Source organism: Aquariibacter albus, assembly GCF_014145335.1.
Lineage (GTDB): Bacteria > Pseudomonadota > Gammaproteobacteria > Burkholderiales > Burkholderiaceae_C > Aquariibacter > Aquariibacter albus.
This window is the reverse complement of the sequence record NZ_JACIVI010000008.1, coordinates 68,090-93,686: the sequence shown is the minus strand read 5'-3', so window position 1 is coordinate 93,686 and position 25,597 is coordinate 68,090. Positions and strand designations below refer to the sequence as shown.

General features: G+C 72.8%; 22 protein-coding genes. 10 read left to right on the top strand and 12 right to left on the bottom strand.

Translation table 11 applies throughout. The annotated features are described in order from the left end of the window. The coding region (locus H4F90_RS15320; protein WP_182663839.1) for an integrase core domain-containing protein at positions 1-201 on the top strand (201 nt) is incomplete at its 5' end. Positions 202-658: 457 nt separating this feature from the next. Further along, entirely contained in the window at positions 659-1,153 is a 495-nt protein-coding gene (locus H4F90_RS15315) for a PIN domain-containing protein (protein WP_182666169.1), read from the top strand. A gap of 12 nt (positions 1,154-1,165) precedes the next feature. On the opposite strand, the gene H4F90_RS15310 is transcribed toward H4F90_RS15315, so the two are convergent. Continuing rightward, entirely contained in the window at positions 1,166-2,236 is a 1,071-nt protein-coding gene (locus H4F90_RS15310; RefSeq protein ID WP_182666167.1) for an XRE family transcriptional regulator, read from the bottom strand. A gap of 246 nt (positions 2,237-2,482) precedes the next feature. Between H4F90_RS15310 and H4F90_RS15305 the strand changes: the two genes are divergently transcribed. Then, positions 2,483-3,553, top strand: coding sequence for a calcium:proton antiporter (locus H4F90_RS15305; RefSeq protein WP_182666165.1), 1,071 nt, complete (start codon positions 2,483-2,485; stop codon positions 3,551-3,553). 37 nt (positions 3,554-3,590) lie between these two features. On the opposite strand, the gene H4F90_RS15300 is transcribed toward H4F90_RS15305, so the two are convergent. The 4 genes from H4F90_RS15300 to lptA form a co-directional block, all read right to left on the bottom strand. Continuing rightward, positions 3,591-4,994, bottom strand: a complete 1,404-nt coding sequence (locus H4F90_RS15300; RefSeq protein WP_182666177.1) for a THUMP domain-containing class I SAM-dependent RNA methyltransferase — start codon at positions 4,992-4,994, stop codon at positions 3,591-3,593. Positions 4,995-5,155: 161 nt separating this feature from the next. Beyond that, positions 5,156-6,751 carry an RNA polymerase factor sigma-54 gene (locus H4F90_RS15295; RefSeq protein WP_182666164.1) on the bottom strand — a complete coding sequence of 532 codons (1,596 nt, stop codon included), beginning with the start codon at positions 6,749-6,751 and terminating at the stop codon, positions 5,156-5,158. A gap of 106 nt (positions 6,752-6,857) precedes the next feature. Next, positions 6,858-7,646 carry an LPS export ABC transporter ATP-binding protein gene (gene lptB / locus H4F90_RS15290; RefSeq protein WP_182666162.1) on the bottom strand — a complete coding sequence of 263 codons (789 nt, stop codon included), beginning with the start codon at positions 7,644-7,646 and terminating at the stop codon, positions 6,858-6,860. After that, positions 7,643-8,167, bottom strand: coding sequence for a lipopolysaccharide transport periplasmic protein LptA (lptA, locus tag H4F90_RS15285; protein WP_328700955.1), 525 nt, complete (start codon positions 8,165-8,167; stop codon positions 7,643-7,645). The genes lptB and lptA overlap by 4 nt, the downstream gene beginning before the upstream one ends. 203 nt (positions 8,168-8,370) lie before the next feature. Between lptA and H4F90_RS15280 the strand changes: the two genes are divergently transcribed. Genes H4F90_RS15280 through H4F90_RS15265 form a run of 4 tightly spaced genes read left to right on the top strand, consistent with a single transcriptional unit; the run spans position 8,371 to position 12,199 of the window. Then, entirely contained in the window at positions 8,371-9,213 is an 843-nt protein-coding gene (locus tag H4F90_RS15280; protein WP_182666160.1) for a class I SAM-dependent methyltransferase, read from the top strand. Positions 9,214-9,268: 55 nt separating this feature from the next. Continuing rightward, the gene (locus H4F90_RS15275) at positions 9,269-10,096 is read left to right on the top strand and encodes an ABC transporter permease (protein WP_182666158.1); all 828 of its coding nucleotides are present in this window, start codon (positions 9,269-9,271) and stop codon (positions 10,094-10,096) included. Position 10,097: 1 nt separating this feature from the next. Then, a complete protein-coding gene (locus tag H4F90_RS15270) occupies positions 10,098-11,339 on the top strand; it encodes an ABC transporter ATP-binding protein (protein WP_182666156.1) in 1,242 nt (413 codons plus the stop codon). Next, positions 11,336-12,199 carry a phytanoyl-CoA dioxygenase family protein gene (locus H4F90_RS15265; RefSeq protein ID WP_182666155.1) on the top strand — a complete coding sequence of 288 codons (864 nt, stop codon included), beginning with the start codon at positions 11,336-11,338 and terminating at the stop codon, positions 12,197-12,199. Before H4F90_RS15270 ends, H4F90_RS15265 begins: the two co-directional genes overlap by 4 nt. On the opposite strand, the gene H4F90_RS15260 is transcribed toward H4F90_RS15265, so the two are convergent. The 5 genes from H4F90_RS15260 to H4F90_RS15240 are packed head-to-tail and all read right to left on the bottom strand — an operon-like array spanning position 12,175 to position 19,985. After that, positions 12,175-13,386, bottom strand: coding sequence for a glycosyltransferase family 4 protein (locus H4F90_RS15260; RefSeq protein WP_182666153.1), 1,212 nt, complete (start codon positions 13,384-13,386; stop codon positions 12,175-12,177). The two genes, H4F90_RS15265 and H4F90_RS15260, sit on opposite strands and share 25 nt — an antisense overlap. Continuing rightward, positions 13,383-14,825, bottom strand: coding sequence for a glycosyltransferase family 4 protein (locus tag H4F90_RS15255; RefSeq protein WP_182666151.1), 1,443 nt, complete (start codon positions 14,823-14,825; stop codon positions 13,383-13,385). Before H4F90_RS15255 ends, H4F90_RS15260 begins: the two co-directional genes overlap by 4 nt. After that, complete coding sequence (locus H4F90_RS15250) at positions 14,822-16,459, bottom strand: hypothetical protein (RefSeq protein ID WP_182666149.1); 1,638 nt, start codon at positions 16,457-16,459, stop codon at positions 14,822-14,824. Before H4F90_RS15250 ends, H4F90_RS15255 begins: the two co-directional genes overlap by 4 nt. Positions 16,460-16,476: 17 nt before the next feature. Further along, on the bottom strand, positions 16,477-19,407 hold the full coding sequence (locus H4F90_RS15245; protein WP_182666147.1) for a glycosyltransferase: 2,931 nt from the start codon (positions 19,405-19,407) through the stop codon (positions 16,477-16,479). Further along, positions 19,404-19,985: a hypothetical protein gene (locus tag H4F90_RS15240; RefSeq protein WP_182666145.1), complete on the bottom strand. Its 582-nt coding sequence runs from the start codon at positions 19,983-19,985 to the stop codon at positions 19,404-19,406. The genes H4F90_RS15245 and H4F90_RS15240 overlap by 4 nt, the downstream gene beginning before the upstream one ends. Positions 19,986-20,145: 160 nt before the next feature. Between H4F90_RS15240 and H4F90_RS15235 the strand changes: the two genes are divergently transcribed. Genes H4F90_RS15235 through H4F90_RS15225 form a run of 3 tightly spaced genes read left to right on the top strand, consistent with a single transcriptional unit; the run spans position 20,146 to position 23,726 of the window. Further along, a complete protein-coding gene (locus tag H4F90_RS15235) occupies positions 20,146-21,228 on the top strand; it encodes an NAD-dependent epimerase/dehydratase family protein (RefSeq protein ID WP_182666143.1) in 1,083 nt (360 codons plus the stop codon). 3 nt (positions 21,229-21,231) lie between these two features. Further along, complete coding sequence (locus H4F90_RS15230) at positions 21,232-22,710, top strand: FAD-dependent oxidoreductase (protein WP_182666141.1); 1,479 nt, start codon at positions 21,232-21,234, stop codon at positions 22,708-22,710. Next, positions 22,707-23,726 (top strand): glycosyltransferase, encoded by a 1,020-nt coding sequence (locus tag H4F90_RS15225; RefSeq protein WP_182666139.1) that lies wholly within the window; start codon positions 22,707-22,709, stop codon positions 23,724-23,726. The genes H4F90_RS15230 and H4F90_RS15225 overlap by 4 nt, the downstream gene beginning before the upstream one ends. A gap of 13 nt (positions 23,727-23,739) precedes the next feature. Here H4F90_RS15225 and H4F90_RS15220 read toward each other — a convergent pair whose 3' ends face one another. Then, complete coding sequence (locus H4F90_RS15220) at positions 23,740-24,834, bottom strand: UbiA family prenyltransferase (protein ID WP_182666137.1); 1,095 nt, start codon at positions 24,832-24,834, stop codon at positions 23,740-23,742. Between the two features lie 9 nt (positions 24,835-24,843). Next, positions 24,844-25,551, bottom strand: coding sequence for a thiol:disulfide interchange protein DsbA/DsbL (locus H4F90_RS15215; protein ID WP_235972236.1), 708 nt, complete (start codon positions 25,549-25,551; stop codon positions 24,844-24,846). Positions 25,552-25,597: the final 46 nt, after the last annotated feature.

Genomic DNA, 25,597 nt, shown 5'->3' with positions numbered 1-25,597 from the left:
CGCTTCAACCGCAGCTTCCGCCAGGAGGTGCTCGATGCCTGGCTATTCAACGCCGTCAGCGAGGTGCAGACCGCTGCCGACGACTGGCTGACCGACTACAACGAATACCGGCCGCACGACTCCTTGGGCAACGTGCCGCCGGCGGTGTTCAAGCCCAGAGTGTTCAACCAGGAAGTCTCTACTTCTGGACTGTCTACTTGACGGGGGAGCTTACGCGCGCAGCTGGCCGAGGCGCTGGTGGCGCAGGTGGCGGCGTGATCGGACGGGATGCGCCGGTGATTCGTTCGCTGGCGGAGACCGGCCGGTGGCTGGTGGCCGGCGCACTGGCGGACAGCTGTCTGCAGCTTGCCGCAGCGAACTACCCGTGTTCAGGCAGCAAGGGCGGCGTCTCGCACTGCGCGGGCGCGACCTTCGTGTGCCACGACGGGTCGATCAGTGCGTCAAAGAAGGCGTGCTCGATGACCAAAGGGGGGCCACAAGCCTCAGGTTCGTGGACGGCGAGGACTGCCGGTGTCGCGACAACAAGCTGTGCACGGGCCCGCGTGGCGGCCAGTACTGCCTGAGCGATTCGGGCAGCGAAAGCTATCGGCGGCCATGACACGAGGACCTCGTAGCCACCCGATGCGGTGACACACTGCGACAAGGGGGAAATCGGGCGATGCCGCCACAGCGTGTCTACATCAGCGACACCAACATCTGGATCGACTTCGGCCATGCCGGGTTGCTGGATGCGGTATTCGCGCTGCCGTTCACCTTCGTCAGCACCGACTTCGTGATGGGTGAGCTGAACCATCCAGCGCCTGCCGGGTTGCTGGCACGCGGGCTGGTGGTGGAGAGCTTGGATGAAGCCGCGGTGGCGCAGCTGTTCGGGCTGATGGACCAGCACAACAACAGCTCGCTGGCGGATGTGTCCTGCTACCTGGTGGCCAAGACCCAGGGCAAGCCGCTGCTCACCGGTGACGGCCGCTTGCGTAAGCAGGCCGCCAAGGACGGCCTGGAGGTGCGCGGCGCGCTTTGGCTGCTGGACCAGCTCGTGGAGCACGGCATCATTGCCCCAGCCGATGCCGCTGCCGCGCTGCAGGCCATGCTGGACGCGGGGGCGCGGCTGCCACAGCCCGCTTGCGCGCACCGACTGGCGGTGTGGCTGGCCTGAACCAGCGGCCTGTCAGATCGCCAGCGGTGCCGTGTGCAACCGTGCCAAGCCCGGGTCGAGTTCCGACGCAGAGGAGCGCAGGAGCTCAGCCGCGCGCGGCAGGCTGATCAGGTCTTCGGCCAAGGCCCGGTAGACCATGGACTCGAAGCGACGCGGCTGTTCAGCCAGCAAAGGCTCAGGCTCGGCCTTGCGCCAGCCATTGGCCGAGAACTGCATGTTCATGCCCGTGTAGCCCGCGTCGGTGATCAGGCCCAGGTCCTTCAGACGGCGCAGGGCCACCGCCATCGAGACGCCGTAGCGGCGCTTGGCATTCAGCAGCTCGATCGCCACGACCCTGGATCGGCAGTGGCTGCCGAAGTCGGCCCGAACGCGGTCGGCCGGATACAGGAAGGCGCCCGCAAACCGGTGGCAGCAGGTCTCCTTGTCCTTCTCGGGCATGTCGGCGGGCAGGTCCATCACCCAGTGGCCCAGCTCGTGGGCGGCGGTGAAGCGGATGCGCTCGCCGGACCGGCTGCCGTTCAGTGCGATTAGCACGTGTTGCTCGTCATGCGTGGCGGCGCAGGCGCCGTCGAATCCGTCATGGTCGTCCAGCAGCGCCACCTTGATGCCGTGCTCTTCCAGCAGTTCGGCCAGATGCGCGATGGCGTCGCCGCCGATAGCCCACTGCGAGCGAAGCTGCTCAGCAGCGGCCTCTGCCTCGTCGAAGCTGCGCACGACGAACACGCGCGGGGGCTGTTGCGCAACCTGCGCCGCCACGTCAGGATCGAAGCAGCGCTCCAGACTGACGTAGCGCTCCAGATGGTCGCGCATCTGTTCGCCGATCTGGTCCTGGCGCTTCTGCGACATGCTGGCGAGCTTGCGGAACTCCAGCGCCGACAGCTGCACCGCATCCGATCGGAAGAAGTACTCAGGCTTGACGGACAGCGCCTTGGCCAGTTGGAGCAACCGGGTGGAGTTGGGCGGCGGACCGCCCTTCTCGTACTTGCTCAGGGCCTGCTTGCTGATGTCGCCGAGGCTCTGCGCGAGCGCCTCCAGGCTCAGACCTCTCAGCAAACGCGCACGGCGGATTCGATCGTGAATCATCGTGCCCTCTTTAGTTGACGAATTTTATTCTGTATGAGATTTTGTCAACCCAAAAGAACCCCCTCTGGTTGGGTGTCTCTTGACGGACCCATGAGCTCATGAAAATTCGGGCATCGGATCGCGCGCCCACCTGATGTGTCCTTACCGTGCCTGGCAAGTTCAGGGAACATCGGGAAGGAGAACAGCTCCAGCTTCCTGTTCGTCCCCGCGCCTAGCGCCACCTGCGACCTGAAAGAACCCACCCCCATGCACCACTGGCCCCTCGCCCTCCCCCTCGCCGCCCTGGCCCTGCTGGGCCTGGCCCTGGGCTTCGGCCCGGCCGGGCCGCTGCTGCTGACGGTCTGTGCGGCGGCGCTGATCGGGGCGGTGATCGCGGCGGTCCACCATGCGGAGGTGGTCGCGCACCGGGTGGGCGAGCCCTTCGGGACCCTGGTGCTGGCGGTGGCGGTGACGGTGATCGAGGTGGCGCTGATCGTCTCGATGATGCTGGCCGGCGGGCCGGACACGGCCACGCTGCCGCGTGACACCATCTTCGCGGCGGTGATGATCATCGGCACCGGGGTGGTGGGCCTGTGCGTGCTGGTGGGCGGCCTGCATCACCATGAGCAGAGCTTCCAGCTCGATGGCGCGACCTCCTCGCTGGCCGCCCTGGTCGTGCTGGCCGGGCTGTCGCTGGTGCTGCCGAGCTTCACGACGAGTTCGCCGGGCGGCACCTACACGCTGTCGCAGCTGGCCTTTGCCGGCGTGTCCTCGCTGGTGCTGTGGGCGATCTTCGTGTTCGTGCAGACGGTGCGGCACCGCGACTACTTCCTGCCGCCGACCCGCCAGCACGACGAGCATGCCCATGCCGCGCCGCCCAGCACGGCGGCGGCCTGGGCGAGCTTCGGCCTGCTGCTGGTCGCGCTGGTGTCGGTGGTGGGCCTGGCCAAGCAGCTCTCGCCGACGCTGGAGGGCCTGGTGGCCTCGGCCGGCGCGCCCAAGGCGGTGATCGGCATCGCGATCGCGATGCTGGTGCTGCTGCCCGAGACCTGGGCCGCCGTGCGCGCCGCGCGCGCCGACCGGCTGCAGACCAGCATGAACCTGGCGCTGGGCTCGGCCCTGGCCAGCATCGGGCTGACGATCCCGGCCGTGGTGGCCGCCGCCTGGTGGCTGGAGCTGCCGCTGGTGCTGGGCCTGGCCCCCAAGGACCTGGTGCTGCTGCTGCTGACCTTCGTCGTCAGCGGCATGACCCTGGGCACCGGCCGCACGACGGTGATGCAGGGCGCGGTGCACCTGGTGTTGTTCGCGGCCTTCCTCTTCCTGGCCCTGGTGCCCTGAGGCGGCCGCCCTTGCGGCCTGAGCGCCGCGGCGCGCTTCAGGCCCCGGCAGGCGGGGCGGCGTCCGGCCCCGGCTCGCGCGGCGCGCGGGCCGAGCCGGCGATCAGGTCGAAGCGCATCAGCCGGCATTCGATGGGGCCGTTCCACATCGGCACGCGGCGGCTTTCCTTCAGCCGCAGCGCGCGGGCAAGCTGGGGATCGGGGCTGAGCAGCCAGGCCGTCCAGCCGGCGTAGTGGCGCTTCCAGTGCGTGGCCAGGCGGGCGAAGAAATCCTCGGCGCTGCCGCCGCCCTCGAAGGCTTCGCGGGCGGCGCGCACGGCGGGTGGCGGCAGGCCGCCGCCGTAGGCTTCGTCCTCGCGGGAGGCCGCGTCCCAGCCCAGGCGTTCGGCGGCGCCGCGGCGGGCCGTGCGCGGATCGGGCCGGCCCCAGCCGGTGGCCGGGCCGGCGTCCTCGCGGCGCAGGGAGCCGGTGCCCTTGGGGTCGATGCGTTCGCCGTAGGGCGGGTTCAGCATCAGGGTGCCGGCGGCTGCCGGCGGCATGCGCTGCAGGGCGTCGGCGGTCTTGATCTCCAGCGCGGCCCGGCCGCCGGTGGATGCGGTGCCGAGCACGCCCGCTCGCTGGGCATTGCGCAGCGCAAAGTCGCTCATGCGGAAGGACACGTCGCCGGCATAGACCTGCACGGCGGGGGCGTGGACGGCCGCCACCGCCTCGCCGCGCAGCGTGCGCCAGGCCTCGGCGACACGCGCCTCGCGGAAGGGCAGCAGGCGCTCGAAGGCGAAGCGGCGCTGCAGGCCGGGCGCGATGCCGCAGGCAAGCTGGGCCGCCTCGATGGCGATGGTGCCGCTGCCGCAGACCGGGTCGAGCAGCGGGCCATCCTGTTCGCGGCCCTGCCAGCCGGCGGCGGCCAGCATGGCGGCGGCCAGCGTTTCCTTGAGCGGGGCTTCGCCCTGGTCCTGGCGCCAGCCGCGCTTGAACAGGGCCTCGCCCGAGGTGTCGACGTAGAGCGTGGCCTCCTCGGGGCCGAGATGCAGCAGCAGCGGCAGGTCGGGCCAGCGGGTCTCGACGTCGGAGCGCTCACCGAACTGCTGGCGCTGCTGGTCGCAGACGGCATCCTTGATCACGAGGGCGGCGAACTTGATGCTCTGCAGCGGCGAGCGCTGCGCGCTCACATCGACGCGCAGGGTCTCGCGCGGGGTGATCCAGGCCGACCAGTCGACGCTGCGGCCGAGGGCGTAGATGTCCTCCTCGTCGCGGTAGGGCGCATGGGCCACCGTCCACAGCACGCGCTGGGCCAGGCGACTGTGCAGGTTGAGCGTCATGGCCTCGGCCTCGCGGCCTCGCGGCAGGGCCACGCCGCCGCGGCGGCTCAGCCCATGAGCCCGGGGGCACAGTCGCTGCACCTCTTCGAGCAGCAGGGCTTCCACGCCGGCGGCGCAGGGCAGGAAGAGGCCCTGGACGTCGGCCGGGTCGCGGGCCGGGGCCTGGGCGCGGGGACGGTCCTGCGGGGGACGCTGGGGGCGACCGTCGTGGCCTGGATGGGCGGGGCCACGCGACGTGGCCTGGGGGGCGGCGCCGTCGCGGCGGCCCCGGGGATCGGGACGGTTCACAGGGCCTTGCGCAGGTTGGCGGGGGCGATCTTGAGGGCCTCGCGGTACTTCGCGACGGTGCGGCGGGCGACCTGGATGCCCTGCTCTTCGAGCATCTGGCTGATCTGGCTGTCGGACAGCGGCTTGCCCGGGTCCTCGGCCGCGACGAGCTGCTTGATGAGCGCACGCACCGCGGTGCTGGAGGCATTGCCGCCGGCCTCGGTGTTGAGCGAGCTGCCGAAGAAGTACTTCAGCTCGAAGGTGCCGTAGGGCGTGGCCATGTACTTGGCCGTGGTCACGCGGCTGATGGTGGATTCGTGCAGGCCGAGCTCGTCGGCGATCTCGCGCAGCACCAGCGGCTTCATCGCGATCGCGCCGTGGCTGAAGAAGTTCTTCTGCCGCTCGACGATGGCCTGGCTGACGCGCTGGATGGTGTCGAAGCGCTGCAGGATGTTCTTCATGAACCAGCGCGCCTCCTGAAGCCGCGCGCTGAGCGCGGGCGCGCCCTCGCCGCCGCCGCCGCCACCGCGTCCGCCGCGGTGCTGGCGCAGGGCCTGGGCGTAGAGGTCGTTGATGCGCAGCTTGGGCATCACGTCGGGGTTGAGCACGACCTTCCAGCCGCGGCCGACCTTCTGCACGATCACGTCGGGCACGACGATGTTGGCCTCGGCCTTGGTGAAGGGCCGGCCGGGCTTGGGCTCGCAGCTGCGGATCAGGGCCTGGGCCTCGCGCAACAGGGCCTCGTCGGCGCCGGTGGCGGCGGTCAGCTTGCGGGTGTCGCGGCGGGCCAGCAGCTCCAGATGGTGCTTGGCGACGAGGATGGCGATGACCTGCGCCTCGCTGCGCGGCTTCTGCCGCAGCTGCAGCACCAGGCATTCGGCGAGGTCGCGGGCGCCGACGCCGCAGGGCTCCAGGCTGTGCAGCCAGCGCAGCGCGCAGCGCAGGCGGTCGAGCAGCAGCTCGCGGGCTTCCTCGTGGGCCGCGCAGGCGTCCGGGTCCTCGGGGTCGGGCTCGCCGCCGGCCAGCGCGGTGGCGATGTCTTCCAATGGGTCGGCCAGGTAGCCGTCCTCGTTGAGCGACTCGATCAGCACCATCACCGCCGCGCGGTCCTCGGGTGACAGGCGCATGCCGAGCAGCTGCTCGCGCAGGTGTTCCTGCAGGCTGGGCGCGACGGTGTTGCGCTCGCCGGGGTCGAGCTCGTCGCCCTCGGGCGCCGGGCCGCTGCTGGCGGAGGCGCTCATCGGCGTCTCGCCGATGCCGTCGAAGTCCTCGCGCTCGGTGCCGTTCTCCCAGTCCTCGCGCTCGGTCGCGCCGAATTCCATGGTGTCGGCGCCGGCGGGTTCGGGCTCAGCCTCCGAGCCTGAGCTGCCGGGGCCGTCCCAGGGCTCGTCGCTGCGCTCGGCGGCGGTGCTGCGCTCGGCCAGCGGGGTGCTGGAGAGCTCGTAGGCGTTCGGCGCCTCTTCGTCGACTTCGAGGAAGGGGTTGGCCTCCAGCATCTGCTCGACTTCCTGGTGCAGCTCCAGCGTCGAGAGCTGCAGCAGACGGATCGACTGCTGCAGCTGCGGGGTCAGCGCAAGGTGCTGCGAAAGGCGAACCTGGAGGGAGGGCTTCATGCGCGGTCGGAAACGGAGACGGTCGGGGCAGCGGTCGCGGGGGAAGCCGGGGCGCGGATCGGGGCGGGCAAAACAGACGGGGGGTGCAGGGACGGCGGGGCCGCACTCACATGCGGAAGTGCTCGCCGAGGTAGACCTTGCGCACGTCGGCGTTCTCGACGATCTCCCCGGGCCGGCCTTCGGCCAGCACACGGCCTTCGCTGATGATGTAGGCGCGGTCGCAGATGCCCAGGGTCTCGCGCACGTTGTGGTCGGTGATCAGCACGCCGATGCCGCGCGACTTGAGGAAGCCGATGATGCGCTGGATCTCGATCACGGCGATCGGGTCGACGCCGGCGAAGGGCTCGTCGAGCAGGATGAAGCGGGGCTGGGTGGCCAGCGCGCGGGCGATCTCGACGCGGCGGCGCTCGCCGCCCGACAGGGCCGGCGCGGGCAGGTCGCGCAGGCCATCGATCGAGAGCTCATGCAGCAGGCTGTCGAGCTTGTCCTGGATGCGGGCTTCGGGCCAGGGCTTGCCGGCTGCGTCGAGCTGCAGCTCCAGCACCGCGCGGATGTTCTGCTCGACCGTCAGGCGGCGGAAGATCGAGGCCTCCTGCGGCAGGTAGGACAGCCCCATGCGCGCGCGACGGTGGATGGGCAGGCGCTCGATGCGCTGGCCGTCGAGCTGGATCTCGCCGCCGTCGGCGCGCACCAGGCCGACGATCATGTAGAAGCTGGTCGTCTTGCCGGCGCCGTTGGGGCCGAGCAGGCCGACCACCTCGCCGCCATCGACGGCCAGATGCACTTCCTTGACCACCGTGCGCGGGCCGTAGCGCTTGTGCAGGCCGCGGGCCTGCAGGCGGCTGGGCGCGGCCGCGGAGGCCGCCGGGGCCTGCTCCAGCGCGACGGCCGTCATCGGCCGGCCCCGGCGGCGGGGGTCTCCCGGGGGGTCAGCACGCCGCGCACGCGACCGGTGCCGCCGCCGGCGGTCGCACCGCCCTGGACCTGGAAGACTTCGCTGGTGTTGTCGTAGGTGATCACGCTGCCGTTGACCTCGTCGGCCACCGTGCTGCCGCGCAGGCGGCGCATCACGGCCTGGCCGACCAGCTTCACGGCGTCGGCGCGGCTGTCGTACTCCAGGCGCTCGGCCTCGCCCTCGATGAACTCCTCCAGGCCTTCGCGCTTCTGGCGGAAGGTGGCGCGCTTGGCGCCGCCGGTAGCCACGGCAATCTGGTGGCCGTCCTTGCCCTGGCGCACCTCGACCTGGGCCGCCTTGATCACGATGCTGCCCTTGGTGATCTCGACATTGCCGCTCAGGGTGTGCACGGCCTTCTGGTCGTCCACCCGGGCGGTGTCGGCCGTGAAGGCCAGCGGGGCCTGGCGGTCGGCGCGCTCGGCCCGGGCCGTCAGCCCGAAACCGGCCAGGACCACCAGCACGCAGGGCAGCAGGAGGCGGGCAGCATGGCAGGGGCGGGCAGGCGGACAGCGCACGTCGGGGACCTTTTCGGCATGAATCTTGCAGCCATTCTAGGCGACGAAAGTCCCCCCGCGGGCCCCGGGCCGACCAGGGGAAGGGGCCTGCGGCCGGCCCGCTACCATCGGCAGGAATTTCTGGTCATTCCCCCGATGGACGGAGTCCGATGAGCGTCATCCCCCCCAGCGCCCAGGCGTCGCCCGGCAGCGGCACGACCCCGCCTCCGGTCCGCGACGCCCGTCAGGCCGTCGAAGGCCACTACACCGCGGGCGTCCGGACGTATTACGACGAGAACACCCAGGCCTACCTCGACGGCTTCGGCGAAATCTTCCAGGGCAGCCGGCCGGCCTCGACCGAGGACCTGATGCGCCACATCGCCGACGGCGCCCGCCTGCATGGCGGTCTGCGCGTGCTGGATGCCGGCTGCGGCGTCTGCGGCCCGGCCACCTGGCTGGCACGGCACTGCGACGTGACGGTCGAGGCCCTGACGCTCTCCGAAGTGCAGGTGCAGGCCGGCCGCAAACGCGTGGCCGCCCAGGGCCTGCCGGACAAGGTCTCGGTGCGGGTCGGCGACTTCCACCGCCTGACCGACCTGTATGCCGAGAACAGCTTCGACCGCGTGCTCTTCCTGGAATCGATCTGCCACGCGCAGGACTACCGCGCCGTGCTGCACCAGGCCTGGCAGGTGCTCAAGCCGGGCGGCCTGCTCTACATCAAGGACTTCTACGGCCAGGATTTCCGCACCCGCCCGGAGCTGGCCGAGCAGCACGCGGCCGACATGCGCAAGCTCAACGAGGTCTACCAGCTCGTCATGCCGGACCTTGCGAGCCTGGTGGACGTGGTGCTCGAACCCGGCTTCAAGCTGCACTACGTGCGCGAGCCGGCCTACGAGGCCGTGTTCGAGCCCTGGCTGAACTTCGAGCAGCGCATGGGCAAGAGCTGGTCGCCGGAGATCTCCTACCTGGAGCTGATCACGGCCGTCGAGATCCTCGTGCGCAAGCCCGGGTGAGCCCTGCCCGCACCAGGCCGCACGCGCGCCGTCGCGGCGGCTGAACCCGGCTGCCATGAGCTTCCCCGCCATCCCCCTGCCCGAGCGCCTGCGTCCGACCCTGCGCCTGCTGCGGCGCGTGGCCGTGCCGCTGTGGGCCCTGTCGCAGCGGGAGCTCAAGGCGCGCTACGCCGGCACCCGCCTGGGCACCTTCTGGGCCCTGCTGCAGCCCCTGGCGACACTGGGGATCTACCTGGCCGTCTTCGTGCTGGTGCTGCACGGCGATCGCAGCGGCACGCAGGCGCGCGAATACGCCCTGTTTATCCTGGCCGGCCTGCTGCCCTTCCAGACCCTGGCCGACGGCCTGCACCGCGCCTGCGGCAGCCTGCGCCAGGACAAGCCGCTGCTGGAAGCCGCGAACTTTCCGGCGGCGGTGATCCCGCTGGCGCGGGTGCTGAGCAGCGCCGTGCCCGGCCTGCTCGGGCTGCTGCTGCTGGCCCTGGCCTGCATCGTCTGGGGCCCGGCGGGCGGACCGGGGGCCGCGCTGCTGGCCCTGCCGCTGATCTGGCTGGGCGCCCTGGTCCTGGGGGCCGGGCTGGCACTGTGGACCAGCCTGATCGCCGTCTTCGCCACCGACATGGCGGAGTTCCTGGGCTTCGCGCTGACCGCCCTGCTCTTCCTCACGCCCATCTTTTACGCCGCCGACCAGCTGCCGCCGGTCCTGGCCGGCCTGCTCTGGGCCAATCCCCTGCATCACGTCGTCGAGGCCTACCGCGGGGTGCTGCTGCAGGCGCATCTGCCCTGGGGCCATGGCCTGGCCCTGCTGCTGTGGGCCGGCCTGTCGCTGGGCAGCGGGCTGTGGGCCTTCCGGCGGGTGCTGGACGCCATGCGCGACGAGCTCTGAGATGCTGCCCGGGACCCTGATCGCGCGCGACCTGGGCAAGGCCTACCGCTCGGGCGGTGCCGCGTCGCATGGCATCTTGCAGGCCCTGCGACGGCCCGATGCCGCCACCGACCGGCACTGGGTGGTGCAGGACGTGAACCTGAGCCTGCGCCCCGGCGAATCGCTGGGCCTGGTCGGCGACAACGGCGCCGGCAAGAGCACGCTGCTGCGTCTGCTGGCCGGCGCCCTGGCGCCGACCCGCGGCCGCGTGCAGCACGTGGGCCGGCGGGCGGTGATGCTGCAGCTCGGCGGCGGCTTCCACCCCGAGCTGAGCGGACGCGAGAACCTGCGCATCGGCTGCGCGGTGATGGGCCTGAGCCCGGCCGAGTCCGAAGCCGTGCTGCCCGAGATCATCCGCTTCTCCGAGCTGGAGGATGCGCTGGACCAGCCCCTGCGCACCCTGTCTTCCGGCATGCAGCTGCGGCTCGGCTTCTCGCTGGCGACGGCGGTGCGTCCGGATCTGCTCATCGTCGACGAGCACCTGGCCGTCGGCGACCTGCACTTCCAGCGCAAGTGCATGCGGCGGATCCTGGACCTGAAGAGCAGCGGCTGCACCCTGGTGTTCTGCTCGCATGCCCCCTTCCTGCTGAGCGAAGTCTGCGAGCAGGTGCTGTGGATGCACCAGGGCCGGCCGCGCCTGCTCGACCGCTCGAGCGTCGTGCTCAATGCCTACGAGCAGCATGTGCGCGAGCGCGACGGTCAGGCCCCCGCCGCCCCCGTGCCGGCGCCGGTGGCTGCGCCGGCCGAGTTCGGGGAGGCACGCTGCCATCTGCTGCGCTTCGAGCTGCTCGGCGACCTGCAGGAGGGCGTGATGCGCACCGGCCAGCGCCTGGTGATCGAGGTCGAGGCCCTGCTGCCGGAAGCCCTGTGGCGGCGCGGCATCGACCTCGGCCTGCTGCTGCTGCGCAGCGACGGCCTGCGCTGCACCACCCTGCTGTCGCGCGACGAGCCGATCAACCGCATCTGGACCCCGCTCGGCGGCGAGCGCTACCGGGCGCGCTGCGTGATCGAGGACCTGCCGCTGCTGGCCGGCCGCTACAGCTTCGACTACGGCCTGCTGGAACGCGGCACCCCGGTGGTGCTGGCCGGCGCGCAACGCATCGCCAGCTTCGAGATCCACTCCGAGGTCCTGGACATGGGCCTGCTGCGGATCGAAGCTCGCTGGGACCCTCCTGCCGCGGCATCCGGCCGCCCCGCCCCATGAGACCTGTTTTCCAGGACAGCGAGCTGCAGGCTCGCTTCGAGCGTGACGGCTATGTGGTCGTGCCCGGGCTGGACGCCGAAGGCGTTGCGCGCCTGACCGCGCAGATCGAGGCCGTGCCCGGCCGGCTGAACATGGCTTTCGAGCCCACCTTGTTCCACACCGATCCGGTCCACAAGCAGGCCATGCACGCGCTGGTGCTGCAGGCACTCGGCCCGGTGGCCGAACGCTACCTGCTGGACTACCGGCCCCTCGTCGGCAACGCCATCTTCAAGCATCCGGCGCGGCCGGACGCGCCGGGCACGGTGGGAATCCACCAGGACTGGACCATGACCGACGAGACCCGCTTCGTCGCCGTCAACCTCTGGACCGCCCTGGTCGAGACCGAGGTCCACAACGGTGCGATGCACATGCTGCGCGGCGGCCACCGCCTGCCGGTGGCGTTGCGCGGCACCAACCTGCCCTTTGCGATCGACCCCGCGCTCTACGAGGCTCCGGGGGCGCTCACGCCGGTGCCGATGCGGGCCGGCGAGGTGTTGATCTACGACCTGCGCTGCCCGCACGCCTCGCCTCCCAACCGCAGCGACAAGGTCCGGCCGGCGGCCGGCCTGGGCTGCCTGCCGCGCGAGGCACCGGCCCTGCACTGCATGTACGACGCGGCGCAGCGTGAGATGCGCGTCTACGAGAGCGGGACCGAGTTCTACACCCACTTCTCCCACCTGCGGCCCACGCTGCCGCCCGGCACCCGCCTGCTGCAGGTGATCCCGGAGCACACGCCGCCGCGGCTGCCGGTGGCACTGCAGCAGGCCCTGATCGCCGCGCAGGCGCTGGACGCCGCTCAGCCCCCCAAGGTGCGCGTGTAGAGCGCCACCGCCTGCGCGGCGGTGTGGGTGTGGGCGTGGCGCTGCTCGACGGCGCGGCGCGCCGCGCGGCCGAGGGCCGCCGCACGGGCCGGGTTGCCCAGCAGGGTGTCGAGCGCTTCGGCATAGGCCAGCGGATCGCCAGGCGTGGCAAGCAAGCCTTCGACGCCGTCCTCGATCAGCTCCGGCATACCGCCCTGGCGAGCCGCCACCACCGGCCGGCCGGCCGCCATGGCTTCCAGGGCCGCGTAGGGACAGTTCTCCCAGAGGCTGGGCAGCAGGAAGGCGCTGCAGCGCCGCACCAGGGCCCGGATCTCGGCGATCGAGCGGTGGCCCACCGGGTGCAGCCCCCCCCGCAGGCGGCGCCCGGCCAGGGCCGGCAGGATGTCGCGCTGCAGGTGGCCGAAGAGATCGTCACCGGCCAGCACCAGGCTGACCTCATGGCGGCTCAGCAGGCGTGCCGCGATCTCGCCCAGCAGGGCCACGCCCTTGCGGCGCTCCAGGCGGCCGCTGAAGAGCACCACCGGGCGGTCGGGCGGCAGGTCCAGGCGGCGCAGCACGGCGTCGTCGTCCTCGCAGGCATCGAACCAGTCCAGGTCCAGGCCGTTGAACATCACCTCGGCCGGCCGGCCCAGGGCGATGGCCGCCTCGGTGGCCTCGGCCACGAAGCGCGAGCAGGCGCTCACGGCCCGGGCCCGGCGCAGGCCGCGGCGCTCGACCTGCGCACAGGCCCAGCGGTCGCCGGCCCGCACGTCGTAGAAGGGCATGATCAGCTGCGCGGGCGAGTGCAGGCGCAAGAGCAGTGGCGGGTCCCCACGGCCGCGTGGCAGGGCGGCCCCTTCGGCGCCGCACTCCGGCGCCTCGACCAGGTCGATGCGGTGGCGGCGGCGCAGCTCGGCCAGGCCCTGGGCCATGCTCCAGGCGTTCTGCAGGCGCTGCCGGGTCCACCACCAGCCCCAGCGGCCGGGCAGGTCGGCGGCCCGCATGACCCGGTCGCCAGCCCAGTGGCGGTGCACGTGCACCGCGCCCTCCAGGCGGGTGGTGAAGGGCTGGGGCGTGCGGGCGCCGGCCAGCACATGCACCTCATGGCCCAGCGCCGCCAGGCCCCGGGCGTGATGCCAGGTGTAGCTGCCGATGCCGCCGAAGCCGGTCTCCGGCGGGTATTCGTAGGAGAGCAGGGCAATCCTCATCGGGCCCCCGTCGAAGGGCGTGCCGCGGCCGCGGTCCGCACGGCTGCTTGCACCGCGGCGTGGAAGGGCTGCTCGCAGACGGCGATGTCGAATTCACGCTGGGCCCGCGCGCGGGCCGCCTGGCCGAGCGCACGGGCACGCGCGGGGTCGGCGGCCAGGGCCGCCAGCGCATCGGCCAGCGCCGCCGGATCGCGCTGGGGCACCAGCAGGCCCTCGCGGCCGTCGGCGACGATCTCCGGAATGGATCCGGCATCGGTGGCAACGATCGCGCAGCCCGCCGCCATGGCTTCGAGCACGGCGGTGGGGATGCCGTCCTTGTCGCCGTTGGCCAGTTCGACGAAGGGGGCGACGAAGACATCGGCCGCCTGCAGCTCCGCACGCACCTGATGGCTGTCGCAGCGGCCGAGAAAACGCAGGACACCGGCGGCCTCCAGCGGAGCCGCCTGGACCCGCAGCGCGGCCTCATAGGCCCGGGCCTCGGGCTGGCCGCGGTCGGCCTCGCCGGCCAGGTGCACGCGTAGCGGCAGGCCGCGCGCCTGCAGGTGCAAGAGGGCGTCCAGCAGATGCTCGAGCCCCTTCTTGGGGTCGAGGCGAGAGACCGTCAGCAGGCGCAAGGGCTGCGGCCCGGCGGCGGGAGGTGCGGCCGCCGGCCGCGGCGGGAAGCTGCGGGTGTCGACCGCATTGGGCTTGACCAGCAGCCCGGGCAGCGGCCCGCCGTGCAGGGCCTCCAGCTCGTCGGCAATGCGGCGGCTGGTCGCGACGATCACCGCGCTGTCGGCCAGCTGGCGGGCCACGGCCTTGAGCGGATAGTCCTGCAGCAGGTGGTCGGCGTAGCAGCTGACGCCGCGGGGCCGCTCCAGCAGCTGGGCGGCGATCCAGACGAACAGCGACTGCTCGTAGAAGAAGTAGCTGTGCAGGTAATCGGCACGCCAGGCGCGCATGGCGCGGGCAAAGCTGAAGGCGCAAAGCACGTGCTCGTGGCCGCGCAGCGCCTGCGTGGACAGGCCGGTGGCCCGGGCCAGGCGCTCCAGCAGGCGGCGCACGCGCTCGGGTGCGCGTCGCTCGAAGTGGGCCAGGTCGCATGCGCCGGTCTCGCGGTCCAGCACCAGGCGGCGCCTGAGCGGCCAGAGGATGCGGCAGGGGTGGGCCAGCTCGGCGCGGGGGCCGGTTTCCTCGTGGAAGAAGCGCAGTTCGACCCCCGAAGCCGCCAGGGCGGCGGCCTCCTGCTGCACGAAGGTCTGCGAATAGATCGGGAAGCGCCAGCAGGCCGTCACCGCCACCCGCAAGGGCGGGGGCGATCGGCGGCAGGCGGCCTGCGCCTGCGCCCAGGCCGCCTCCAGCCGCAGGCCGGCGAGCATGCGGGCGTGCAGAAGGCGCAGGCCGAGCCCGGCCAGGCGCGGCAGGCGGGACCGGACCTGCCAGGCGAGTTCTCGGATCATGGGCGGTCGCGGTGGCGGATGGGCGGAACAGGCGGGAAGCTGCGCTGCGTGAAGAAGGGGAAGCGCAGAGGGAGCGGCTCGGCCGGCGTGATGGCTTCGGTGTTCCGGTACAGGTCGACCCGCGGCGCGATCGGCGAATCCAGCGGGAAGCGGGCGACCCGCTCGAAGGGTGGGGCCCGGAGCAGGGCCTGCAGCAGGCGTTCGGCCGGACTCATCCAGGTCTCATCGCGGACCTCGACGGCAATCCAGCGGCAGCCGCAGTGGCGCCGCAGGTGGTCCAGCAGGTCCTCAGCATCCTCGGCCACCGGCTCGGTCTCGCGGTGGAAGCCGCGCACGGCGGTCGTGCGGTTCAGGAAGTGCTCGCCCGCGATCAGCCGGCGCTGCCAGCCCGGATCCCCGGCCCGCAGGTAGAAGGCCATGTTGGCGCGGTAGCCGCCGACGTACAGCACGGTGTCGTCCGGACCAGCCTCGGCCAGGTGGGCGGCCAGGGGCTGGAAGCCGTCCACCCGGATCAGGTTGAAGGGCTGCAGCCCCTGGGTCAGCAGCAGGGCGGCCGGCAGGCTGGCGATGGCCAGGCCGCGCGCGAGCGGGCCGCGCGGCCGGCGCTGGATCCAGACCAGCGGCGCCAGCACGGCCGCCAGGCTCAGCAGCGGCAGCACCAGCAGCATGTAGCGCGGGTCGCGGGCCGGCAGGGGCAGCATCAGCGCGAGCGTGACGGCCAGCAGCAGGGCCAGACGGCGCGCTTCGGCACGCCAGCGCGGATCGCGGGCGGCCAGCAGCAGACCGAGCAGGGCGGCCAGCAGCAGCGGCAGGCCGACCAGCTGCAACAGGCCCTCGACGATCTGCGGCGGGGCCTGGCCCAGGCTGGCCGCCGAGGGAAGGAAGCGCGGCAGCCAGCCCGGCAGCAGGAAGTGGACGCCCAGCAGCAGCAGCCCGGCCAGGAGCAGGGCCGGCAACAGCACCCGGCCGATGCGGGACAGGCGTTCGCCCAGACCCAGCGCCAGCGCGACCGGCAGCAGCAGCACGGCCGCGTAATGCGTCATCAGGCTGGCCGTGGCCAGGCCGAGGAAGGCCAGGGCCTGGCCCCGGCCCCCGCCCTCCTGGCGCCGCCGCAGGTGGTAGAGCGCCGCCCAGCCCAGGGCCAGGGCCGGCAGGTTCAGCAGCACGACGGTGGCCTGGATCTGCGTGCCTTGCAGCAGCAGCAGCAGCACGGCCGCCCAGCCGGCCTGCGGGGCGATCCAGCGCCGTGCCCAGGCCAGGGTGTAGGCGGCCAGCAGCAGCGCAAAGCCGAGCACCAGCGCACGCGGCCAGGCCGTCCCGGCCGGCAGCACCAGGAAGCCCAGGCCCTCCAGAAGGTAGAAGAGCGGCGGGTAGGCGCCAGGGGTGATCGCCGGGTAGCGCTGGAAGTAGGCGAGGGTGAAACCCCAGGGGTCGTCCAGACCCTCGCGCAGCAGATCCGCCACGTAGAGGCCCGAGAGGGCGTGGCGGGCCGAATCCGGCTCGAACCACAGGCCATCGTTGCCCCAGCCCAGGCCGAGCAGCAGCGCGACGGCCGCGAGCAGCCCGAGCAACTGGCCCCGGAGGGCGCCCAGGCCAGCGGCAGCGGCCCCCGGCGAAGCGAGGGGCCCTGGCATGGTCGGTCGGGGCGCAGTCATCGGGTGGCCGACCCCGCCGCCCGGGCCTGCCAGCGGCGCTGCCAGATCCGTGCATACGGCAGGCGCGGGGCGGGCAGGGCGGTCTCGTCGTAGACGCCGTCGGCCGCGAGCGGCAGGGGGCGGGCGGTGGCCGCCTCGGCCGTCCGGCCGGGGCGCGCGAGCAGCAGCCGCAGCAGGGCGGGCAGCAGGGCCAGCACGGTGGCCGGGGCGCGGGCCCGCAGCATCCAGCCCAGCGCCTCGCGCGGCCGGCCGGACCAGAAGGCCACCCCGGCCAGATGCAGGGCGAACTGGCCGCGGCCGGCGCGCAGCACCGCCTGCGGCAGGGCCGGCTGGCGGGCCGCCAGCTCGTCGAGCACGCGACAGCCCGAACGCCACATCGCGGCGCAGGAGGCCGACATGGACTGCGCATGGCGGCGGTAGGCCACCAGCACGGCCGGATCGACCGCGACCTCGTGGCCCTCGGCGACCCGCAGCAGCAGGTCCCAGTCCTCGCAGCCCTGGGCATCCAGGTCACGCAGGCGCGGGTCATAGCCCAGGGGCGCCGGGGCCGCCCGCAAGGCGGCATGGCGAAAGACCGGCACGCTCGCGCAGCCGGCGAAGTTCACCTCGGCGAGCCGGTCCAGTGCGCGACCGGCCACGGTCCAGCGCGGCGAGCGGTCCAGCGGTCGGCCGGCCGAATCCACGACGACCCAGCCGCTGTAGGCCAGGCCAGCCGCCGGGGCCGCGCGCAGGCGGGCGACCAGACGCTCGAGCTTGGCCGGAGCCCACAGATCGTCGGCATCGAGGGGCGCGATGAATTCGCCACAGGCTTCGCGCAGGGCACGGTTGCGCGCGGCAGCCACCCCGCGGTTACGCTGCCGCAGCAAGCGCACCCGCGGGTCGCGGGCGGCCCAGGCCGCGAGGCGCTCGGCCGTGTCGTCGGTGGAGCCATCGTCGACCGCGATCAGCTCCAGGTCGCGGTGGGTCTGGGCCAGCGCACTGGCCAGGGTCTCGTCGAGGGTGGCCGCCGCGTTGTAGGCCGCCAGCAGCACCGAGACGCGGCCGGGCACCCAGGGCGCCCGGGCCGGCAGCGGCGCCGCACTCGGTCGCGGACCCTCGCCCACAGCCCGCGGCGCGCTGCGACCGGCGCGTCGGCCCAGCAGGGCCGTCAGGGCGCGGCGCAGCAGCACGGCACGGTAGGCGGGCGTGCAGTCGCCCAGCCAGTCCAGCAGCGGGCGATAGGGGCGCTGCACCGCCAGGGCCATGGCCGAACGGGGCGGGGCCGGGGCCGTGGGCGCGCCCGGCGCGGCCGCCTCGGCCAGCACCGCCGGCAGGAGGGCGAGGCGGGCTCCCGCCGCGAGCGCGGCATCGAGGGCGGCGAGGGCCGCCGCATCCAGCCCGCCGGTCGCCGGCAGCAGGCGGGCGAGCGCGCCCTCGGCCCGCAGCAGCAGGGCCGGCATCGGCCCGCCGGCGGCGGCGTGGTGGGGCCGGTCCAGGCAGCGCGGCAGGGCGATGCGGCCGCTGCGGGGATCCAGGCCCCAGCCGACCACTCCGTCCAGGGCGGGCTCCGCGGCCAGCATCGCGGTGGCTGCGGCCACCGCCGCCGGGCGCGGCCGGGCCCCTGGCAGCGCATGCAGGCGCACCGCCGTTCCGGCCGGCAGGGCGCCGGGCGGCGGCGCGGCGGCCGCCACCACCGCGGCACGAAAGGCGAGCTGCCGGGCCACGATGGCGGGGGGGTGGCAAAGGGCCCGGATGCGCTGCGCCGCCGCCTCCCCCATGGCCCTGCGCCGGGCGGGTGGCGTGGCCAGGGCGCGGCGCAGGGCCTCGGCCAGGCCGGCCGGACTGCCCTGCGCCGCGATCCAGCCGGATTCGCCGTCGACCACCATCTCGCGCATGCCGCCGCCGGGCGAGACGATGACCGGCAGGCCGCTGGCCATGGCCTCCATGCAGCTGTAGGGAAAGTTCTCCCAGCGCGAGGGCACGACAGCCAGGCTGCAGCGGGCCCGCAGGGCCTGGAGGGCCGGGGCATCGAGGTTGCCGTGGAAGCGCAGCTGCGCGCGGACCGCCGCCGGCAGCGCCGCCCGCAGGGCCGCCCGCACCGAGCCTTCGCCCGTGGCCTGCAGAGGCGTGTCGCCCCCGGCGAAGACGGCCCGCAGGGCCGGCTCGGCCCGGGCCACTTCAGCGACTGCCGCCGCCCATTCGTGAACGCCCTTGCGGCCTTCGAGCCGGCCGACGTGGAGCACCTCGGGACGTGCCCAGGCCTCGGCTTCGCGGCGCAGCGGCTCGCCCGGCCCGAGCGGATAGGGGATCACGTGAACGCGTCCGGGCGGCAGGCCGTGACGGGCCTCGATCTCGTCGGCCATGAACTGGCTGGGCGCGAGCAGGGCATCGGCCTGGACGATGCTGTAGGCCTCCAGCGCGACGGCCGGATCGTGGTCGGCCACGCGGGGATCCCAGCCGTTCGCGCGGAAGATCGAGGCCGTCGAGGAGTGCAGATGCACGATGCAGGGCGGCCGCCGGGTGGGGCCCAGACCGGCCGCACGGCGCAGCTGGAAGCAGGCCAGCGGAGCCTCCCACTCCTGCGCCTCGATCACGTCGATGCCCTCGTCCTCGACCAGCTGTTCCGCCAGCAGCGCCGCCTGCCAGGCAAAGACCTGCGAGGGGAAGGCCGAGGCCAGCATCGCGGCCTGCACGGCCCCGGCGGGCGGACGGGGGCCGAAGGGATCGGCGGCGGGCATCGGATCGTCGAGCGCCACGCGGTGCACGACCAGCCGCCCGCCCTGGCGCAACTCGCGCAGCCGCGGCGCGCCGGGCCAGCGCTGGCCGATCACATGCACGGTCTCGCCCGCCTCGGCCAGGGCCTCGCACATCTGGCGCACATAGCTGCCGATGCCGCCGGGCAGGTAAGGCGCCGGGGGGAACTCGCGGCAGAGGAAGAGATGCTTCACGCGCCCCCCCGCGGCGCAGGGCAGGGCAGGGCGGGCGCGTCGAAGGGCGGCAGCACCGGCTCGACGCGCGAGCTGGCGCGCCGGCGCAGGATCAGGGTGTCGATCTCGACCGCCACCGCCGATGCGCCGAAGTCCAGCAGCAGGCGAGCCGGCCGGGCCGAGGTGTGCGGGATGACGATGCGCACCACGTCACGCCAGACCGGGCCGATGTCGAGGGTCTCGGCCAGGCCGAGGTTGCGGGCCGCCGGCGCATCCTCGACGAGGGCGATGGTGATCCGGCGCGGCGCATCGGCCCGCAGCCGCAAGGCGAGCAGCAAGTCCTTGTCGCGACCGATCACCAGGCCGCGGTAGGCGAGACGCGTCGGGCCGCCACCCGCCGGCTCGACGCGCAGATGGGCCGGGGCCTCGTGCCCGGGCCCCAGCCGGGCGGCGGCGGGATCGAGGAGCTGCCAGCGGCTGTCCTCACAGGGCCGGCCCTCGCCGGCAGGAGCGGCATGTACCGCCGCGGCCATCAGCGCCAGCCCCAGTCCCCGGACCGCGCTGCCGGACAAGCGCCACAGAAGGCGGGACGTGGACATGGCGGGGGAGAGGTGGGCGGGAGGGCGCGAACCCCGAAATCGGGAGGGAGAAGCGATCGCGGCCACGCGTGGCGTCCGTCGTGAGCGCGGAGTGTAGTCACGGAAAGAACGGTTAACCCGAAGGCCTACAGCAAGTCAAACCGTGTAGGCTTCGCCCCCAATGGGGGGGAATTGCGTGCTGCGGTTACACCGCAGGCGCGGTCGGCTCGGCCCCCCGCGATCCGATCGCCCGTGCCGAACGGGCTCCTGCTTTCAAAGGCTGAACGTGCACATTCCGCGCGCTGATACCTCGTTCCCGCGCAGCTCCGGCCCGCGTCAAAGAATATTGATTACCGGATCCCGCGGCTTGATCGGCAGCGCAGCGGCGGTGGAGCTCCGGAAACTGGGCCATGACATCGTCGGCCTGGACCTGCGCGGCGAGGGGGCGGAGCACGGCGACACGCGTTCGCCGGAACGCATGCAGGCGGCGCTGGCGCAGGTCGACGGCGTCGTGCACCTGGCCGCCGTCTCGCGTGTCATCGATGGCGAGCGCGATCCGCTGCGTTGCCAGAGCACGAACGTGGACGCGCTGGTTTCGCTGCTCGACCAGATGGTGGCCTTGCCGCGCCGGCCCTGGCTGGTCTTTGCCAGCAGCCGCGAGGTCTACGGCCACACCGATGGCCGGCCGACGCACGAGGACGCACCGCTGCTGCCCGTGAACATCTACGGCCGGACCAAGGTCGAGGGCGAGCGCCTGGTGATGGCGGCCCGCGACCGCGGCCTGCACACGCAGATCGTCCGCTTCTCGAACGTCTACGGCTCGACGGTCGACCACGTGGACCGCGTGATCCCGGCCTTCGCCCGCGGCGCCGTCACCGGCCGGCCGCTGCGCGTGGACGGCAGCGACAACACCTTCGATTTCAACCATGTCAGCGACAGCGTGGCCGGCCTGGTCGCGCTGGTCGAGCAGCTGGTGGACCAGCCGGCGATCGGCCACCCGCCGATTCATTTCGTGACCGGCCAGCCGACCACGCTGGGGCAGCTGGCCGCGCTGGCCATCGAGCTCGGCGGGCAGGGCAACGCGGTGGTCGAGGCGCCCTCGCGGGCCTTCGACGTGGCCCATTTCTGCGGGGATTTCCGTCGCGCCCAGCAGCTGCTCGGCTGGACGCCGAAGGTCATGCTGCGCGAGGGCCTGAGGGCGCTGGTCGAGGCCTTCCGGGCGCTGGAGCGTCAACCTCTCGCCGCCGACCGCACGAGCGCCTGAGCGATGGCCCACGAATCGCTGCCCGTCATCGTGCTGGGCGCCGGGGCCGCGGGCCTGGCCGCCGCCCATGAACTGAACCGCAACGGACGGGCCGTCACCCTGGTGGAGGCGGCGCCGCGGGTCGGTGGCCTGTGCCGCACCCTGGAGCATCGGGGCTACCGCTTCGACCTGGGCGGCCACCGCTGGTTCACGAAGAACGCCGACCTCGACGCCTGGTTCCACCGCCTGCTCGGGCCCGAGCTGGTGCCGGTGGACCGCATCAGCCGCGTGCACTTCGAGGGCCGCTACTTCCAGTACCCGATCGAGGTCGGCGACCTGCTGCGCAAGCTCGGGCCGCGGATCATGCTCGATGCGGGCCTGCGCTGCGTCTACGCCGGCCTCGTCCAGGCGCTGGCCGCGGAGCCGCCGAAGAACATGCGCCAGGCCTACATCGCGCAGTTCGGTTCGCGGCTCTACGAGATGTTCTTCCGGCGCTACAGCGAGAAGGTCTGGGGCCAGCCCTGCGAGCAGCTCTCGGCCGACTGGGTGTCGCAGCGCAGCAAGGGCCTGTCGCTGTGGACGCTGCTGAAGGATGCGCTGCGGCTGCAGCGCGAGCCGGTCACCAGCCTGATCGACCGCTTCTACTACCCGGCCACCGGCTACGCCCGGCTGCCCGAGCGCATGGCCGAGGACATCGTCGCCCGTGGCGGCGAGTTGCGGCTGTCGACCCGCGTGCGCAGCGTGCGCTGGCACGGTCCGGAGGATCTGGAAGTCGTCTGCGACCGCGAGGGCCAGACCGAGGTGCTGCGCGGCAGCGCGGTGCTCTCGACGGTGCCGCTCGGCGCGCTGGTCGGCATGCTGGACCCGGCCTGCCCGGCGCCGGTTGTCGAGGCCGCGCGCGGCCTGGTGTTCCGCGACCTGATCACGGTCAACCTCATCCTCAAGCGCCCGCAGGTCTCGACCGACACCTGGGTCTATGTGCAGGACGAGTCGGTGCTCTTCGGCCGCCTGCACGAGCCGAAGAACTGGAGCCCGGCCATGGTGCCGGATGCCGGCACCACCTCGCTGGTGCTGGAGTGCTTCTGCAGCCGCGGCGATGCGATCTGGTCGCTGGACGATGCGGCCCTGCGCGAACGCTGCGTGCGGGACCTGGTCGAGCGCCTGCATCTGATCGAGGCGGAAGACGTGGTCGACGCGTTCATCGTGCGGACCACCCACGCCTACCCGGTCTACGACCTCGGCTACGCCGAGCGCATCGCGACCATCCGCGCGCACCTGGACACGCTGCCCGGCCTGCACATCCTCGGCCGCTCGGGCACCTTCCGCTACAACAACGCGGACCACTCGGTCGAAATGGGCCTGCTGCTCGCGCAGCGCATGCTGGGCGCCCGGCTCGACCATCTGGCGGTCAACACCGAGCCGACCTACCAGGAGATCGTGCGCCCCGGCGAGGAGCCGGCGCGCGACCGTTTCCAGCTCGGCCAGCCGGCGGCCCGGCCGTGAGCGGGGCTGCGCGGGGCAGCCCGACCGTCTCCGTCGTGATGCCGGCCTACCAGGCCGAGGCCCACCTGCCCAAGGTGCTGCCGCCGCTGCAGGCCTTGCAGGCCGCCGGCCAGGTGCTGGAGATCCTGCTGGTCGACGACGGCTCGCCCGACGGCACCGCCGCACTCGCCCGTGCGATGGGTGCGCGCGTGCTGGCCTCCGGTGGCCGCGGCCGGGGTCCGGCGGCCGCGCGCAATGTGGCTGCGGCCGAGGCACGCGGCGAACTGCTGTGGTTCGTCGATTCGGATGTGGTCGTGCACGAGGGCGCCTGCGAGCGCCTGCGCCTGGCCCTGGGCGAAGGCGGCTGGGACGGGGTCTTCGGCTCCTACTGCGACACCCCGCCGGACCCTGGCTTCTTCTCGCAGTACAAGAACCTGCTGCACCACCACCAGCACCAGACCAGCGGCGGCCCCTCGAGCAGCTTCTGGGCCGGCTGCGGCGCGATCCGGCGCAGCGCCTTCCTCGCCGTCGGCGGTTTCGACGCGCAGCGCTTCGGCCCGCCCTCGATCGAGGACATCGAGCTCGGCCATCGCCTGCACCGTGCCGGCTACCGCATGCTGCTGGACCCGCAGATGCGCTGCAGCCACCTCAAGCGCTGGCCGCTGCGGCAGATGGTGACGGTCGACATCCGGCGCCGGGCCCTGCCCTGGTCGCGCCTGATCCTGGCCGGCGAGGCGCCGGCCGACGAACTGAATGTGCGGCCGTCCGAGAAGCGCGCGGCCCTGCTGGCCGGCGCGCTGCTGCTGTCGCTGCCGCTGGCCCTGCTGCCCGGCGGCAGCCTGTGGCCCAGCCTGGGCCTGGCCGGTCTGGCCTGGGCCGCCAATGCGCGCTTCGCGGCCTTCCTGGCCCGGCGTCGCGGGCCGGCCTTCGCCGCCGCGGCACTGGCCTTCCACCAGGTGGTCTATGTCTACAGCGGGCTGAGCTACGCCTGGGCCTGGTGCGAGCTGCGCCTGCGGCGACCGGCCGCAGGCCGCTGAAGGCCGGCGGCGCTCAGTCGCGCAGGCCGAAGAGCTTGCGCAGGGCAGCCGGCGTCCAGCGCAGGTCCTCCCGCACGACCGAAAGCTGCAGCGGCCGGAAAAGCAGCAGGTGCAGCAGCAGCAGGGGCAGATGGAGGGGGCTGTCCCAGGCCAGCGCGAGGACCAGCCCCAGGGGAATGGTGCGGGTGCGCAGGATGCCGAGCGCCCCCTGGCCCCAGAGTTCGAGCACTTTCTCGGGCGTTTCCGGGCGCAGCAGCCCCTCGCGCAGGGTCAGCGGGCGATCACAGAGATAGACCCACTTGAACAGGCTCAGGCCGAGCACCAGCAGCAGGAAGCCGCCGAAGACGGGCAGCAGCCAGGCCATCATCAGCAGGCTGAGCCCGCAAGCGAGCGCATCGAGCGGCAGCACCCTGCGCACGAGCATGCGCCAGACGGCATCGACCCCGACCGTGGTGGCGAAGGTCCGCAGGCCGGCGCGACGGTCGTTCTCGGCATCGCGGATCTGGTGCAGCAGGATGCCGCGCAGGCCGGTGCTCAGCGTGCCCAGCAGCAGGACGGCCAGCAGCGCGGGCAGCAGCGGCGGCAGGGGCTGCGAACGGCCGAGCGGCAGCCAGGCGGCCAGGGTGATCAGCAGCGGCACCGTGAAGGCGTAGAGCGCATCGCAGACCGGCCCGGCGACATGGCGCTCCTTCAGTCGCAGGGGCGGCACCGCGTAGACGATCAGCAGCAGGGTCTGCAGCATCAGCATGCCGAGGGCCGCCTCGGGCGGCCCGGGCCAGAAGGCCCAGGGCAGGAAGCCGAGCAGCCCGAGCCCCAGCACGAGGCCGGCGCGGGCCGGGGGCGAGCGGCCGGCCATGGTGTTGCGCTTGCCGGCCAGGGCATCGGCCCGCAGGTCGAACAAGTCGTTGACGACGTAGCCGAAGCCAGCGATGCCGGCGAAGGCCATCACGAACAGCAGCAGGGCCAGCAGGGTGGTGGGCAGCCCGGGCCGCGCAGGGTCGACGGCCAGCAGCAGGTAGATGAGGCCGAAGATCGGCGCACCCTTGTCGGTCCACCAGAGATCGGACTTGACCAGCGCCGGGGCCAGCTGGCGCACGGGCTGCGTCATGGCCCCGGCTCAGCTGCGCTTGCGGCTCTGCGCGATCAACCAGTCGGTGATGGCCAGGGCGCGCTCGTGCGTGCCAGCCATGGAACCCGAGGTGTAGAACTGGCCGTTCACCCCCAGAGCGGGCGTGCCGTCGATGCGGTAGCCGGCCGACAGGGCGGCCGCCTGGCGGGCCTTGCCCGCCACGCCGAAGGAGTTGAAGGCCTCGACGAAGGCGGCTCGGTCCACGCCGTTCTTCGCCACGAAGTCGAACACGGCCTCGGGCGTGGCCAGCGGATTGCGCTGCACATGCATGGCCGCGAAGATCTTCGGGTGCAGGGCCTCAAGCTGGCCGACCGCCTCCAGGGCGTAGAAGAGCTTCTGGTGGGTGACGAAGGGCACTTCGCGGAAGGCCACCGGGGCGCGGCGGAAGCTCACGTCGGACGGCAGCTTCTTCAGCCAGGCCTCCAGCGGGGCCTCGAAGTGATAGCAGTGCGGACAGCCGTACCAGAAGAACTCGACGACCTCGATGCGGGCCGGGTCGCTGGTGGGCTGGCGCTGCGGCAGGCGCACGTAGTCGCGACCTTCGACCGGGCCGCCCTGGGCCCCGGCCTCGCGGCCCGCGAGGCCCAGGCCAAGGGCCGCCAGGGCCATCGCGCCGCCGGCCGCCAGGTGGCGGCGCTGCAGATCGGGCCGCTCGGCGGCCAGGGAGGCGGAATCGGGGGTCGGGCGCAGGCTCATCGGAAACATCCTCGGGAAGGTCTGGCGGTAGAGCGGACCGGTGGAG

Bases quoted from the DNA above. Each gene is read 5' to 3' on its own strand.
- H4F90_RS15255 (WP_182666151.1), bottom strand. From the start codon at position 14,825: ATGATCCGAGAACTCGCCTGGCAGGTCCGGTCCCGCCTGCCGCGCCTG.
- H4F90_RS15315 (WP_182666169.1), top strand. From the start codon at position 659: ATGCCGCCACAGCGTGTCTACATCAGCGACACCAACATCTGGATCGAC.
- H4F90_RS15215 (WP_235972236.1), bottom strand. From the start codon at position 25,551: ATGAGCCTGCGCCCGACCCCCGATTCCGCCTCCCTGGCCGCCGAGCGG.
- H4F90_RS15240 (WP_182666145.1), bottom strand. From the start codon at position 19,985: ATGTCCACGTCCCGCCTTCTGTGGCGCTTGTCCGGCAGCGCGGTCCGG.
- H4F90_RS15260 (WP_182666153.1), bottom strand. From the start codon at position 13,386: ATGAGGATTGCCCTGCTCTCCTACGAATACCCGCCGGAGACCGGCTTC.
- H4F90_RS15310 (WP_182666167.1), bottom strand. From the start codon at position 2,236: ATGATTCACGATCGAATCCGCCGTGCGCGTTTGCTGAGAGGTCTGAGC.
- H4F90_RS15280 (WP_182666160.1), top strand. From the start codon at position 8,371: ATGAGCGTCATCCCCCCCAGCGCCCAGGCGTCGCCCGGCAGCGGCACG.
- H4F90_RS15275 (WP_182666158.1), top strand. From the start codon at position 9,269: ATGAGCTTCCCCGCCATCCCCCTGCCCGAGCGCCTGCGTCCGACCCTG.
- H4F90_RS15265 (WP_182666155.1), top strand. From the start codon at position 11,336: ATGAGACCTGTTTTCCAGGACAGCGAGCTGCAGGCTCGCTTCGAGCGT.
- lptB (WP_182666162.1), bottom strand. From the start codon at position 7,646: ATGACGGCCGTCGCGCTGGAGCAGGCCCCGGCGGCCTCCGCGGCCGCG.
- H4F90_RS15295 (WP_182666164.1), bottom strand. From the start codon at position 6,751: ATGAAGCCCTCCCTCCAGGTTCGCCTTTCGCAGCACCTTGCGCTGACC.
- H4F90_RS15230 (WP_182666141.1), top strand. From the start codon at position 21,232: ATGGCCCACGAATCGCTGCCCGTCATCGTGCTGGGCGCCGGGGCCGCG.
- H4F90_RS15250 (WP_182666149.1), bottom strand. From the start codon at position 16,459: ATGCCAGGGCCCCTCGCTTCGCCGGGGGCCGCTGCCGCTGGCCTGGGC.
- H4F90_RS15270 (WP_182666156.1), top strand. From the start codon at position 10,098: ATGCTGCCCGGGACCCTGATCGCGCGCGACCTGGGCAAGGCCTACCGC.
- H4F90_RS15235 (WP_182666143.1), top strand. From the start codon at position 20,146: ATGGGGGGGAATTGCGTGCTGCGGTTACACCGCAGGCGCGGTCGGCTC.
- H4F90_RS15305 (WP_182666165.1), top strand. From the start codon at position 2,483: ATGCACCACTGGCCCCTCGCCCTCCCCCTCGCCGCCCTGGCCCTGCTG.
- H4F90_RS15220 (WP_182666137.1), bottom strand. From the start codon at position 24,834: ATGACGCAGCCCGTGCGCCAGCTGGCCCCGGCGCTGGTCAAGTCCGAT.